This is a genomic window from Streptomyces sp. NPDC093984 (assembly GCF_044764595.1).
GTDB classification, from domain to species: Bacteria; Actinomycetota; Actinomycetes; order Streptomycetales; family Streptomycetaceae; genus Streptomyces; species Streptomyces cynarae.
In genome coordinates, this window is the sequence record NZ_JBIWIM010000007.1 from 205,132 (window position 1) to 218,250 (window position 13,119).

The following is a 13,119-nucleotide window of genomic DNA, read 5'->3' on the forward strand; positions in this document are numbered from 1 at the left end:
AAAGAAGACCTTCCCATGACTGCATCGGACACGGCGACCGCGGACGTGGCCGTCACCCCTCCCACCCCCATCGTCTCGGTGAAGCCGGTAGCGCTGGAAGCACCGGGCCGTGGTGAGCGCCTGAAGGTGAGGATCTCCGCTCCGGCAACCGGAAATGAACTGCCGATCATCGTCTTCTCGCACGGCTTCGGCTCGTCCATGGACGGCTACGGTCCCCTGGCCGACTTCTGGGCTGCTCACGGCTTCGTGGTGGTGCAGCCCACCCATCTCGACTCCAGGACAGTGGGCCTTCCCCAGGGCGATCCCCGCACACCGCGGCTCTGGCGTTTCCGCGTCCAGGACATGAAGTGCATCCTCGACCAGCTCGATCTGCTGGAAGCCACCGTTCCCGGTCTCAGCGGTCGCCTCGACCGAAGCCGCATCGCCGCGGCCGGGCACTCCTTCGGCGGTCAGACGGCGGGCAATCTGCTGGGGTTGCGGGTCCTCGATCCGGTGACCAAGAAGGAAGAGGACCTGTCCGACTCGCGGATCAAGGCAGGCGTGCTGCTTGCCACGGCCGGAAAGGGTGGAGCCGACCTGACACCGTTCGCGGCCGAGCACTTCCCGTTCATGAACCCGAACTTCGCGCACATGACCACGCCTGCCCTCGTGGTCGCCGGTGACAAGGACGACTCGCCGCTGTCCGGCCGGGGACCGGAGTGGCTCACCGACCCGTACTTCCTGAGCCCAGGTGACAAGAGCCTGCTCACTCTGTTCGGGGCGGAGCATTCACTCGGAGGGATCGCCGGCTACGAGGTCCGAGAGACGACGGACGAGAACCCCGAGCGCGTCGCCCTGATCCAACGGGTCACGTGGGCCTACCTCCGCCATGCACTTGGCATGGAGGGTGCGAGCTGGACAGCAGCGCAGACGCAGAAGGCTTTGTCGGAGAGTGCCACCCCCGTGGGGCGGATCGAATCCAAGTGACGCTCCGCGGAGCGAACCACTTCCGAGGCGGTCTGCGCCCTGGTTTCCGCCGCGCGGGCGCTCGGTGAGATGGATCCCGCCAATCGGATGCGTACATCTGTTCCTAAGCAGTGTACGTTTGTTCTTATGGACAGAGTGGAACCTGCCGAGGCGGGTGAGGGGCGACGGGTTCGCCGGCATGATCCGGAGCGCAGGACACGCATCCTGGACGCCGCTCTCGACGTGCTCGTCACGGACGGCGCGGCCGGCATGACGCACCGAAAGGTCGCCGCGCGTGCGGACGTGCCGTTGGGGTCGGTCACCTACCACTTTTCGAGCCTGTCCGAGCTTCAGGCGCAGGCGTTCGCCAGGTATGTGGAACAACGGACCGCCGAGTTCGAGGGCCTCTTCACGGACGTGGAGACGCGCGAGGACCTGGTCGAGGTCTTGGTGGAACTCGTACAGGGGGGACCGTCCCGGCGCCGCAGTGCGGTCCTGGGCTTCGAGCTGCACCTGGCGGCCCTGCGCAATCCCGCTCTGCGCGCGCTGACACAGTCGTGGACCAGGGACAGCCGGGCCGTCCTTGCTCGCTTCACCGGGCCGGAGATCGCCGGCCGTCTGGACGCCTTGCTCGAAGGGCTGATCATGCATGCGCTCCTCACGACGGAGCCGGAGCCGCGGGAGGTGACACGGGAGGCGATCGTTCAGGCCCTCGGCCCGGTGATCGGATGGGGAACGTGAACGCGGTGGCCGTCCTCGGCCCCCGGCAGCGAGAGATCGCAGCTGCGGTGAGGTCGACGCACGTGGTCTTCGCCGGCCTGGGACTCGCCGGGGCAACGTGGGCCTCTCGGCTGCCGCGGATACGCGCGCGGATGGACTTGAGTCCGGCCTCGCTGGGGCTTCTGCTCCTCGTGATCGCCGTCGGGGGTGTAGTGATGCTTCCCCCGTCACTCTCAGCGCCGGTGCCGATGCACCCGTCCGTGCCGCAGACCGGGTCGGTGCCATCACCTCGATGGATACTGCGGCTTCCTCGGCGGCCCTCCTCTGGTCGGATTCCTCGCCGACCAAGACCGCTCTCGCACATGTCCTGCTCGTCGTCGCGGTCCTCATGGCAGCGTCTGTCCCCCTCCCCGGCGCCGCCCGCCCCGACCGCCGGTCTCATGCGCACCCGCCCGGACTGCTACCCCCGTCACGGCGAGACCCTCAGCACACCAAGGAGAACCCCATGCCGAGCAACCCGCCCATGATCGCGGTCAGTGACGCCGAACTGGCCGATCTCCGCGCCCGGCTGAAGGGCACGCGATGGGCGGAGCCCTGGCCGGTCAACGGCTGGGAGGCCGGTACCGACACCGCGGAACTCCGCCGCCTCGCCGCCTACTGGGCCGACGGCTACGACTGGAGAGCCCACGAGGCCGCCATCAACGTCCTCCCCTCACGCCTCGCCGACCTCGACGGAACACCCGTGCACTACCTCCGCTTCGACGGCGAGCACCCGGACTCGCTGCCGATCGTCCTCACCCACGGCTGGCCCAGCTCCTTCCTCGAACTCACCGCCCTCGCCGACCGGCTGGCCACCCCGTCCCGGTACGGAGGAGCAGCCGAGGACGCCTTCACCGTGATCGTCCCCTCACTGCCCGGATTCGCCTTCTCACCGCAGCGGCCCACCCTCACCGACACGCAGCAGACCCACCACCTCTGGCACCGGCTGATGCACGACGAACTCGGCTTCGAGCGCTACGCGGCGCACGGCGGAGACCTGGGCGCCGGCATCACCTCCCGGCTCGCCGAGGCCCACCCCGAGACGCTCGTCGGCATCCACCTGCTGGCCGTGGCCGCCCCGGCCGCCTACGATCCCGCCGGCCTCACCCCCCAGGAACAGGCCCACCTCGAATCCATGGCGGCCTGGCAGACGCACGAGGGCGGCTACCAGCACCAGCAGAGCACCCGTCCTCTCACCCTGAGCCAGGGCCTGACCGACTCGCCCGCCGGCCTGCTCGCCTGGCTCGTCGAGAAGTACCGTGCGTGGAGCGACTGCGGCGGCGACCTGTCCTCGCGCTTCAGCGACGACTTCGTTCTCACGCAGGCCTCCCTCTACTGGTTCACCCGCACGATCTCGACCTCCTTCCGGCCCTACTACGAACACGCCCACGGCTTGACCCGACGCGTGGAGCGCGTGAGCGTTCCCACAGCCGTCGCCCTGTTCCCCGCCGACCTGAGCCGGCCGCCACGCAGCTGGGCCGAGCGCACCTACAACATCACGCGCTACACGCACATGCCCCGCGGTGGACACTTCGCCGCCCACGAGGAGCCTGATCTGCTGGCCCACGACATCACCGAGTTCTTCCGCGGCTACCGTTCCCCACTGCCGTCGGCCCCTCGATCCGCCGCCTGAGCCCGGCGGCCGGCAGCGCTCATCGCACCGGGCCTCACTGGCGGGCTCGAAGCATGGATACACAAGGGCACCCGCCGACGGGGCAGCGGGTAGACCAAGCAGGGGCCGGGCCCGGCGCCAGGCTCAGCTGCACCGCAGCGGCCGGCGCGGATGAAATCCTGGGGCCGGCCCCGACCGGCATCGCTCCTCACGTCGGCTCCTGGATGGCGCCTGCACGATCCACTCCCCCGCAGCGGTCTTGGTCTTGATCCACTTTCCCGCAGCGGTCTTGGTCTTGGCCGCCCCGAAGCGCTCAGGACGAACATCCACGGCCCGGGTAAGCACACTTCCGACGGCTGTCCGGCGTACCGTGCCCGCATGGAGCAGCGAGAAATCATGCAGCGGGTCGTCGGCATCCTGACCGAGGCGCTGGAGATGCGACGCCAGGCCCGCGAGAACCGCGACGGTGACGTCACACAGAGCGAAACGGTCTCCGCGTTGCTCGAGGAGATGCTGCCACGCATCGAGCTGCGCGCCGACGCGAGCGCCCACGAGGTGGCGACTGCCGTGAGCGAGCAGCTGGGGCCGGCCATCGTGCAGATCGCATCAGCGTTCGCGCTGGCCTTCGTCCAGCTCGCCGAGATCCACGACGGCGGGCGCGCCGACGTCTCTGCTGCGGACGTTCTGCAGTCGATCTCCCTGCACTTCGAGACCGAGGCAGGACAGTAGAACGGTCGCGGTGCGGACGTTGGCCCACGGGCGGGTGTCGGCGCCCACTGATGCGTTCATCGACTGCCGCATGCGAATATCCGCTGGGCGCCGGCGATCGCTGGTTGATGCGACTGCGCCCGCTACCTGCGCTTCCCGCCGGTCGGACCGTGAAGCCGGGGAGGGCGGAGGCTCGCACGGGGATCGGGTGGGGTGCCGTTGCTGTCGGGGGTGGTGGAGGCGCCCGGCTCGGGGGTCCGCGGCTTGTCGGCAGCCAGTTGGACGGTGGGCAGCGGGGGCGAGACGGTGCCGGCCAGAGCGCCGGTCATGGCGTCGCGCCAGATGGGACCAGGGGTGTCGGCGCCGAAGACCTCCTTGTGGAACACGCCGCCGATGGTGACGTTCGTCATGGGGACGTTGTGGGACGGGCCGCCGACCCAGACGGCGCCGGCCAGGTTCGAGGTGTAGCCGACGAACCATGCCGCCCAACGATTGTCGGTCGTACCGGTCTTGCCCGCGCTGTCGCGGTCCTTCAGGCCTGCCTGCCGGCCGGTACCGTCCTCGACCACGCCCTTGAGGAGTGTGTTGATGGTCGCGGCGGTCTTCGGGGACATCGCTTGGCTGCATGAGGTCTGCGGTACCGGCAGCGACTTGCCGCTCGCGTCGGTGATCGATTCGATGGCCATCGGGGTGCAGTAGATGCCGTTGTCGGCGAACGCGGCGTAGGCGGAGGCCATGGTCAGCGGGCTCACTTGCTGTGTGCCGAGCGTAATGGAGGGGACCTGCTGAAGCGGGGAGCCGTTCGCCTGGTGCACGCCGAGCTTCTGCTCCATCTGGACCACTGGGCAGATACCGATGTTGCCGATGAGCTGGACGAAGTAGGTGTTGACCGACAGGGCCATCGCCTTCTTCATGTTCATCGGACCGACTTCCGACCTGTCCTCGTTCGACAGCGGTGGGTCGGTGGGATTGCGTACCCACGGTTTGCCGCAGGTGCTCACCGGACTCGGATAGTCCATCGAATACGGAGCCGGCAGGACGGTGTTGGGGTCGGTACCGCCGTCGATCGCCGCCGCAGCGGTGATCGGTTTGAACGTCGAGCCCGACTGGAAGCCGGTTCCCCCGCCCATGTCGTGGTCGACGCTGAGGTTGATCTGCGTCTCGTCGGTGCCGAAGCCGTACGGACGCGACTGGCCCATCGCGAGGATCTTGCCGGTGCCGGGCTGGACGAGCGTGACGGCGGTGGCGACGGGGTCGGTCTTGTAGACGTGCTGGGTGATGGCGGCCTGGACGGCGTCCTGGGCCTTTGGGTCCAGGGTGGTCCTGATGGTCAGGCCGCCGGTGTTCCAGCGCCGGGCCCGGTCCTCTGCGGTCTTGCCGAAGACGGGGCTGTTGAGGAAGACCTCGCGGACGTAGTCGCAGAAGAAGGCGGCGCCGCGGACGGCGGTGATGCAGCCGTTCCTGGGGGCGGTGGGCTTCAGTGCGAGGGGCTGCCGCTCGGCGGCGTCGGCCTGCGCCTGGGTGATGTCGTGCACGTCGGCCATGCGCTGCAGGACTATGTCGCGTCGGGTGCGGGCGGCCTGGGGGTGCTGGATGGGGTCGTACAGCGTGGTCCCGTTGACGACGCCGGCCAGGACAGCGGCCTGCGGCAGCGTGAGGTTTTGGGCGTGTGTGCTGAAGTAGCGCTCGGAGGCCGCCTCGATGCCGAAGGACTGCTCCCCGAAGGGCACGATGTTGAGGTAGTTCTGCAGGATCTTTTTCTTACCGAGTTCCTTCTCGACCTGGATCGCGTACCTGAGTTCCTGGATCTTGCGGCCGAGGGTCGGCGAGGTGGCCTGGGCCACGGCGTTCGGGTCGTCACCCGCCTCTTCGACGAAGACGTTCTTGACGTACTGCTGGGTCAGCGTGGAGGCGCCCTGCTGAGCGCTGCCCGCCTGCGTGTCCCTGACGACCGCGCGGATCACGCCTTTGGGATCGATGGGGCCGTGCTGCCAGAAGCGGGCGTCCTCGATGGCGACGATGGCCTTCTGCATGAGCGGGCTGATCCGGCTGAGCGGGACCACGGTGCGGTCCCGGGAGTAGACGGTGGCGATGAGGTCGCCGTCGGCGTCCAGGATGTGGGAGGCCTGGCTCAGCGGCGGACGCTTGAGGTCGCCGGGCAGGTCGTCGAAACCGGTCGCGGCGCCCTTCGCGGACAGACCGATCGCGCCGGTGGCCGGCAGTGCGATACCGGCCAGCACGATTCCGGACAGCGCGCTGATGCCGAGAAACTTCAACGCCTGTACGGCCCTCGCACCCGACGACGTGGCTGATGACCGCCGCCTGGACCGGGCCCCATCCGAACGCATGTAACCCATGCGGGGCAGGGTACGACGCGAATCTATGGCGCATTTTTGCGGCCTGCCCTGTGCAGCGAGGGCCCCACATGATCCGAGTAAGAGGCCCTGGCGGTCGTGCGGTCGCTCATCGACGCAAACGATGGAAAGGCTTTGCCCCAGCATGGTCCAGGGATGTGGCCAGCCAGGTTACTCGCCCGTACGATCCCTGGCTCATAGGGAGGCGTCCTGGTGAAGGAGTTGCTGTGGCCTTTGGAAGGCGTCGGTTTCTCGCCGTACTGTCCACCACGGCAGCCGTACTCGGTCTCGCGAGTCCGTCCGCTGAGCGCGCCGCGGCGGCGACGGTCTGCCCACTCGCCCTCAGCGTCTCGGCTCAGGTGTCCCCGCCTGGCGGGAGCCCCTACACCGTGTGCTCCGGCGTCGTGCCGAGCTTCGACGGCACACCACTGGACGTGGACGTCTCCCTCCCCCAGGACAGCTCAGGGCCCTTGCCCTTGATGGTCATGCTCAACGGCTGGGGGCACGACAAGACGGACTTCGAGTCCACCACCCCGGCGGGCAACGGCGCGAACACCTACCACTGGAACAACGCCTGGTTCACGGGAAAGGGCTTCGCTGTCCTCAACTTCACATCGCGTGGCTTTCACCGCTCCTGCGGCAAGGACCCGGCGACCGGGTACACCTACGCCACCGACCCGGCGTGCGCGGGCCGGGCCGACTGGACCCACCTCGCCGACCGACGGTGGGAGGTGCACGACACCCAGTTCCTCGCGGGCCTGCTGGTCGATGCCGGGGTCGCCGCACCGGACAAGGTCGTGACCACCGGTGACTCCTACGGAGGCGGCCAGAGCTGGCTGCTGGCACTGTCCCAGGACAAGGTGATGACGCCCGACGGCACGTCGGTGCCCTGGACGTCACCGAAGGGGGTGCCGCTCCATCTCGCCGCCGCGGTCCCGCAGTACGCCTGGACGGATCTCGCGCAGGCGCTCATCGACAACGGACGAGGCTCCGACGGCCTGTCAGGGGCGCCCGGCGACGGGCCTCATGAGGATCCGGTCGGCGTCGCGAAGGAGAGCTATCTGGACGGTCTGTACGCGCTCGGCACTGAGTACGGCCAGTACGCCGCCGACGACCCCACCGCGGACATACCGGGATGGCACGCGCGGATCACCGCAGGCGAGCCGTACGGGAAAGATCCGTTGATCAACCAGATCGTCCGGCAACTGGCGGACTACCGCTCGCCGTACGACATGCCCGTCCCGCCGGCCTCCGTCCGGATCCCCGTTCTCAGCATCCAGGGCACCACCGACCCGCTGTTCCCCGCCGTCCATACGGCGCAGATGGTGAACAGGCTGCAGGCAGCGGCCCCCGGATATCCGGTGTGGACGTTCTACGGAGATCTCGGACACTCGTACGCCGACAACCCCCACCAGGTCTGGGCGGCCGCCAACGACGAGGCCAACGACTGGCTCGACGCGGTGCTCGCCGGTTCTCAGCCGACCACTGCACGGACGACTCTCAGTACCACCGCCTGTATGCCCGGGCAGACCAACGCCACGCTGACCGCCGACCGCTTCTCCCGACTGGCGAACGGAAGCTGGACCTTCACCGGCTCGACCGGCGCGGTGACCACAAGCTCCATCCCCGACGGAACGGAGGCAGCCGCCGTCGACCCGATCGCCAACTCCGGCTGCCGCACCACGCCGGCGCAGTCCGACCGGGGCGTGGCGAGCTGGGTCTTCGACCCGCCCTCACCCGGCATCATCACCGGGTCGCCCGTCGTCCATGTGACTGCCACCCCGCAGGGTGCCGACGCCGAACTCGCGGCGCGGCTGTTCGACATCGACCCGGCAAGCGGCACCCAGACGCTCATCACCCGGTCGGTGTACCGCGTCACCGGTTCCCCCGGAAACGTGCAGCCGCTCGCCTTCGAACTGTGGCCGGCCGGCTGGCAACTCCAGTCGGGACACCGGCTCAGGCTCGAACTCACCCAGAGCGACGCCCCCACCTGGCGGCCGGACAACGAGACGTCGAGTCTGACCCTGAGCCCTCCGGTGCTGACCGTACCGGTGCGGACGTCATAGCGTGAGGCATCTCTGACTCAGGCCCCTGGGACGCCGGGGTGATCATCTCCGCTCCCCGCGGTTGTCGTGCAACCCACTGCTCTGTTCGGGCGTGGCAAGACGTGAGGGCATCGCCCCTCGAAACCGTGAGTGGAGGGGGCAATGCGCGACCCACGCGTCTTTGACGATTTCTACGCCTGTACCGTGCGTCGGCTGACCAGCCAGATGTACGCGATGACAGGCAGCCTCGCCGAGGCAGAGGACCTGGTGCAGGAGGCCTTCGCCCGGGCCTGGCAGAACTGGGAGAAGCTCTCCGCCTACTCGGACCCTGAGGCCTGGGTGCGTTCGGTGGCCTGCCGGATCCGGGTGAGCGTCTGGCGCAAGACGGTCAATCGGCTCACGGCCCACCGCCGCCACGGCATACACGTCGAGGTGCCCGGTGTCGGCCCTGACTATGTGGCGATCGTCGCGGCGTTGCGGCGGATCCCCTATGAGCAGCGGCGGGCGATCGTGCTGCATCACCTGGTCGGGTTGTCCGTTGAGGAGACAGCCCGTGAAACCGGTGCCGCGCCGGGCACGGTCAAGGCCCGGCTCGCGCGTGGACGCCAGGCGATGGCGCCGTATCTGTCCGACGGCACAGGGAACCGTGCGTCCGCAGCCGCGCGCCCGGCGGGCTTGCGGCTGGCAGTCGCCGCACCCGGCATCGCTTCCGCAGTCGAGGCCGACGTGCCCGGCTCCACCGACCAGGAGGTGCACCACCATGACTGAAGACTTCGAGGCCATCCTCAAAGGCGGCTCCGAGGAGCTTGCCAGGCGGACCAGTCCCCGGCCCGCCGCAGCCGTCCGGGCCCGCGGCGACGGTCTGCGGCGGCGCCACCGGGCCACCACCGCCGCACTGACCGTTGCCCTGGTCGCCGCGGTCGGGGGCGGTGCCTTCGCCGTCACCGGCCCTTCCCGCCAGGCCGCCCCGCCCGAGGCTGTCGTGAGCCCCACCACGCCGAACGGGCCCACGTCCCCACCTGCCACGTCCACGAAGCCCTCCAGCGCGACACCGGACCCGGCGATCGCGCCCGTGCGGCCGCCGTCTTCGTCGTGCCGTTCCCTGGTGGTGCCGGAGCGGGTCAAGGACGCGGTGACGGCGGCGTATCGACGGTCGCAGCCGGGGCTGGTGCACATCGCCCCTGCCAAGGGCACGTTCTACTACGGTGCATGCGGCGACCTCTTCTACGCGGGAGCGTCGTTCACGCCGACGGCCGGTGCCGGGGAGAACGAGCTGGTGCAGTTGCAGGATGACGGGGCCGCCGAGAAGTACTTCACCAAAGCCCCAAGCGGCGATTGGACCTATGCCGCCAGCGACGGGCTCCCGCGCAGTCCGCGACGCTGCGCGGCCATTGCGGAGATCCCGGCACCGCTTGCCGAACTTTGGGGTGACTGCCTGGCCCGGCCCTGACCCAGGTCGACGACCGCGTCGTGAGGTTCATGGGCGTCCCCCACGCCGATATCGACGCGGTTGACGACCGGCTGAAGGCGCATCCGTCATCGCCGCCATGCGTTGCTTCTGGTGGTATCGGCGCGGCATCACCCGCCGCGCACACGGAAGGTCTGCCCCGCCGTCCACTGTCTTGGCCAGGGGATCGTCGGACGGGCCACGTGCTCGCGGCAAGCGGTCGCCAGGGCTCGCATCTGCCGTGCCAAGACGTCGTCCGTCAGTTCGCACGTGGGACCTGGCGCGTTCCCCGCGTCCAAGGCGTTGATCCCCACGGCCGCTGCCGTGCCGCATCGGGCCCAGCCACCGGACACGCCACATCCCGGCCGGAGGTGGACGCAACCCACCTGGGAGGTCAGACGTGTCCACAGTCGAGGCGCACTGACCCCGCGGTGTCGGCCGCTTGAAGCTGAAGGACATCGCCCGCCCAGCGTCTGCAGGAGAGGGCGCTGCCGGATGCCGGGGACGGCAAGCCAGGGGCGGCCGGGGCGCAGCGGCCGCGCCCCGGCCGGCAGACGGCCAAGCGTTGTCCGCCGTGCGGACCGGCTTCACAGCGGAGGCGCCGGCCGATGAGGGGCGCTTGACCGCCTCCGTCCGCGTCCGCCCCCGGCCGGAGACGGCGCCGGACGCCGTTTCCCGCACCGCCGTCAGGTTCGCTCACGGCAGGATGGAGTCGACGTATCCGCCGTCCACCCGAAGTGCGCCACCGGTGGTGGCCGAGGCCTGGTCGGAGCTGAGGTAGACCACCATGTTGGCGATCTCCTCCGGTTCGATCAGGCGCTGCAGCAGCGACTGCGGCCGGTGCTCGCGCATGAAGACACGCTGGGCTTCCTCCCAAGGCAGGTCGCGGTCGACGAGTTCGTAGACGAAGTCCTCGACGCCTGCGGTGTGGGTGGGCCCGGCGATCACGGAGTTCACCGTGACGCCCGTGCCGGCGGCCTGTTTGGCGAAGCCCCGGCCCACCGCGAGCAGCGCGGTCTTCGACATGCCGTAGTGGATCATCTCCGCGGGGATGACGACCGCCGAGTCGCTGGCGATGTACTGGATGCGCCCCCACCCCCGCTCGGTCATGCCCGGGAGGTACAGGCGAGTCAAGCGTACGGCGGCCAGTACGTTCACCTCGAAGTAGCGCCGCCACTGTTCGTCGGTGATCCTCAGGGGGTCCTCGGCGCCGAAGATGCCCAGGTTGTTGACGAGGATGTCCACCTGCGGCAGGACTTCCGCGGCCTGGCGAGCGCCCTCCTCGCTTGTCACATCCGCCGCGACCGGGACCAGCTCCGCCCCGGGCCCCTCCTGTGCCAATTGGGCGATGCTGTCGTCCACGCGCTGCGGGGTGCGGCCGTTGACGCCCACCCGGGCCCCGGCACGAGCCAGACCGGCGGCGATCGCCGCGCCGATGCCCTGTGTGGAGCCGGTGACCAGTGCCGTGCGGCCTTTCAGATCGATCTGCATCATCCCAGCCCTTTCATGTGTAGTCCCGTACAGGTACCCGTACCGGCACCTCGACGCGAGAAGGTCAGGCCTTCAGCGCCTGAACGGCCGCATCGGCGAAGGAGTGGTCCTGTTCCGGAGCTCCGCCACCGACGCCGAGAGCACCGATCAGCCGGCCGTCACGGTGGACGGGCACTCCGCCGGCGATGAACAGCAACGGGCGGTCCAGGCCGGTCGGCAGGGTGTGGAAGAGACCGCCGGGCTGGACGGCGTCGACCAGGTCGGCCGTGGGGGCGTTCAGCTGCAGAGCGGTGTACGCCTTCCGCGTGCTGGTCTCACCTGCGATGAGAACGGCCCGGTCGTCCCGTCGGAAGGCGAGCATGTGGCCGCCTGCGTCGAGGACGGTGACGGCGACAGGGACACCGGCGGCTTCGGCGGCCGAGCGCGCCGTGTGGATCAGGAACTCGGCGTCGCCGACGGTGAGCGGAGTGACGGCGGTGGCAGTGATGGTCATGAGGAACGGTCTCCAGATGTTGCTTGACGGGGCCGACTGCCCGCAGGGGCGTCGGACGGATCGAGACGGGTGGCCGTGCCCTCGCCGCATTCGGCAGCGGTGCGGACCGGCCGCCCTTCACTCACATTAATTGCACACGCTGGTTATTTCAAACGCCTCTTGTGCGCGAACGCAATCATCTGGGCCGCCACTCGCCGGGCGCGCACGAACGCCATCGCCGTGGGTCATGTCGCCGACGTGAGCCCCGTATACGACGTGAATGCGCACTGGATGGCGAAGACGGCGGCGTCAGCGACCAGAGCCCCGTCGGCGCGGACGCGAGGCCCCGCTCCCCGCCCCGCATCAGTGTCGGCGGATCGGACCGTCCTTGCGTCGTGTCGGCCCTTGCGTCGTGCCGACCCTTGCGTCGTGTCGGACCTGTACGAGGCAGGGATCCGGAAGGCTACAAACTGGACAGCTATTGTGTTTTGTCCAAAATGTTCTGGTTAGTCGGTCGGGGAGTCAGCCTCACCAGCCCGCGGAGACCGCCGGAGGGCCCGGCGTTGAGCGAGGGCCGGTCGTGAGGGAGGAACGATGAACCAGCCAGCGAATGCAGGGACGAGACAGATGGCGCAGACCGCTCAGCAGGAAGCGACGGAGACGGCCGGCCAGGTGAGGGAGGCCGCGGGAGAGGTCGTCAGCACAGCCGGTGAGCAAGCCAAAGCAGTTGCCGCACAGGCCAAGGAACAGGCCGGAGGCATGGCGCGCGATCTTCGGGGCCGCGTCGTGGAGCAGGCGGAGACACAGACACGGCGCGGGGCCGGGGCCGTGCGGCAGTGGGCGGACGAGCTGTCCGCTCTCGCCGACAGGGCCGAGGAGGATTCGCCGGCCAAGAACGTGGTGGCGCAGGCTGCGGAACGTGGTCGCCGTGCGGCGGACTATCTCGACCGGCGCGGTGCCGAGGGCCTGGTGAGCGACGTGCAGGACTTCGCTCGCAGACGCCCTGGGGTGTTCCTGGGCGGAGCCTTGCTGGCCGGTTTCGCCGCGGGGCGGCTGGCCAAGGCCGGCCGTGCCGCCGCTGGCGACGGCGCGGGCTCCCGCAGCACTGCCGGGACGCGGCCTGCGTCAGTGCCGGACGCCCCGACGAAGGCATCCCGGGAGATACCGGACTACCCGTATGAGCCGACTCAGCTGAGCCCGGCCTCGTCACCACCGAGTCCGGAGCTGTGACATGTCGTCAACGTATTCGCCGTCACGAGGACAGGTGGTCCACAAGCCGGTCCGCC

General features: G+C 69.3%; 11 protein-coding genes. 8 read left to right on the forward strand and 3 right to left on the reverse strand.

Annotation, left to right across the window (positions count from 1 at the left end):
* Positions 1–15: 15 nt before the first annotated feature.
* The 4 genes from ACIRC0_RS25350 to ACIRC0_RS25365 all read left to right on the forward strand — a co-directional run bounded on the left by ACIRC0_RS25350 (position 16) and on the right by ACIRC0_RS25365 (position 4,045).
* Positions 16–966: an alpha/beta hydrolase family protein gene (locus ACIRC0_RS25350; protein WP_403619618.1), complete on the forward strand. Its 951-nt coding sequence runs from the start codon at positions 16–18 to the stop codon at positions 964–966.
* A gap of 126 nt (positions 967–1,092) precedes the next feature.
* Positions 1,093–1,686, forward strand: a complete 594-nt coding sequence (locus ACIRC0_RS25355; protein ID WP_403619620.1) for a TetR/AcrR family transcriptional regulator — start codon at positions 1,093–1,095, stop codon at positions 1,684–1,686.
* Between the two features lie 484 nt (positions 1,687–2,170).
* A complete protein-coding gene (locus tag ACIRC0_RS25360; protein ID WP_403619623.1) occupies positions 2,171–3,337 on the forward strand; it encodes an epoxide hydrolase family protein in 1,167 nt (388 codons plus the stop codon).
* A 357-nt stretch (positions 3,338–3,694) separates the two neighbouring features.
* Positions 3,695–4,045, forward strand: coding sequence for a hypothetical protein (locus ACIRC0_RS25365; protein WP_366028647.1), 351 nt, complete (start codon positions 3,695–3,697; stop codon positions 4,043–4,045).
* Positions 4,046–4,167: 122 nt separating this feature from the next.
* On the opposite strand, the gene ACIRC0_RS25370 is transcribed toward ACIRC0_RS25365, so the two are convergent.
* Complete coding sequence (locus tag ACIRC0_RS25370) at positions 4,168–6,372, reverse strand: transglycosylase domain-containing protein (RefSeq protein WP_403620316.1); 2,205 nt, start codon at positions 6,370–6,372, stop codon at positions 4,168–4,170.
* A gap of 233 nt (positions 6,373–6,605) precedes the next feature.
* On the opposite strand from ACIRC0_RS25370, the gene ACIRC0_RS25375 reads away from it, so the two are divergent.
* The 3 genes from ACIRC0_RS25375 to ACIRC0_RS25385 all read left to right on the forward strand — a co-directional run bounded on the left by ACIRC0_RS25375 (position 6,606) and on the right by ACIRC0_RS25385 (position 9,873).
* A complete protein-coding gene (locus tag ACIRC0_RS25375) occupies positions 6,606–8,444 on the forward strand; it encodes a CocE/NonD family hydrolase C-terminal non-catalytic domain-containing protein (protein ID WP_403619626.1) in 1,839 nt (612 codons plus the stop codon).
* A gap of 141 nt (positions 8,445–8,585) precedes the next feature.
* Positions 8,586–9,191, forward strand: a complete 606-nt coding sequence (locus ACIRC0_RS25380; RefSeq protein ID WP_403619629.1) for a SigE family RNA polymerase sigma factor — start codon at positions 8,586–8,588, stop codon at positions 9,189–9,191.
* Entirely contained in the window at positions 9,184–9,873 is a 690-nt protein-coding gene (locus ACIRC0_RS25385; RefSeq protein WP_403619631.1) for a hypothetical protein, read from the forward strand. Before ACIRC0_RS25380 ends, ACIRC0_RS25385 begins: the two co-directional genes overlap by 8 nt.
* Before the next feature lie 693 nt (positions 9,874–10,566).
* On the opposite strand, the gene ACIRC0_RS25390 is transcribed toward ACIRC0_RS25385, so the two are convergent.
* Together ACIRC0_RS25390 and ACIRC0_RS25395 are read right to left on the reverse strand one after the other, a co-directional pair.
* A complete protein-coding gene (locus ACIRC0_RS25390) occupies positions 10,567–11,361 on the reverse strand; it encodes an SDR family NAD(P)-dependent oxidoreductase (RefSeq protein WP_403620319.1) in 795 nt (264 codons plus the stop codon).
* A gap of 64 nt (positions 11,362–11,425) precedes the next feature.
* On the reverse strand, positions 11,426–11,848 hold the full coding sequence (locus ACIRC0_RS25395; RefSeq protein ID WP_403620322.1) for a heme-binding protein: 423 nt from the start codon (positions 11,846–11,848) through the stop codon (positions 11,426–11,428).
* Between the two features lie 612 nt (positions 11,849–12,460).
* On the opposite strand from ACIRC0_RS25395, the gene ACIRC0_RS25400 reads away from it, so the two are divergent.
* Entirely contained in the window at positions 12,461–13,063 is a 603-nt protein-coding gene (locus tag ACIRC0_RS25400; protein ID WP_403619634.1) for a hypothetical protein, read from the forward strand.
* The last annotated feature ends 56 nt before the right edge of the window (positions 13,064–13,119 follow it).

Coding starts and splice junctions, on each gene's coding strand:
- ACIRC0_RS25365 (WP_366028647.1), top strand. CDS start 3,695: ATGGAGCAGCGAGAAATCATGCAGCGGGTCGTCGGCATCCTGACCGAG.
- ACIRC0_RS25370 (WP_403620316.1), bottom strand. CDS start 6,372: ATGCGTTCGGATGGGGCCCGGTCCAGGCGGCGGTCATCAGCCACGTCG.
- ACIRC0_RS25360 (WP_403619623.1), top strand. CDS start 2,171: ATGCCGAGCAACCCGCCCATGATCGCGGTCAGTGACGCCGAACTGGCC.
- ACIRC0_RS25350 (WP_403619618.1), top strand. CDS start 16: ATGACTGCATCGGACACGGCGACCGCGGACGTGGCCGTCACCCCTCCC.
- ACIRC0_RS25390 (WP_403620319.1), bottom strand. CDS start 11,361: ATGCAGATCGATCTGAAAGGCCGCACGGCACTGGTCACCGGCTCCACA.
- ACIRC0_RS25400 (WP_403619634.1), top strand. CDS start 12,461: ATGGCGCAGACCGCTCAGCAGGAAGCGACGGAGACGGCCGGCCAGGTG.
- ACIRC0_RS25380 (WP_403619629.1), top strand. CDS start 8,586: ATGCGCGACCCACGCGTCTTTGACGATTTCTACGCCTGTACCGTGCGT.
- ACIRC0_RS25385 (WP_403619631.1), top strand. CDS start 9,184: ATGACTGAAGACTTCGAGGCCATCCTCAAAGGCGGCTCCGAGGAGCTT.
- ACIRC0_RS25355 (WP_403619620.1), top strand. CDS start 1,093: ATGGACAGAGTGGAACCTGCCGAGGCGGGTGAGGGGCGACGGGTTCGC.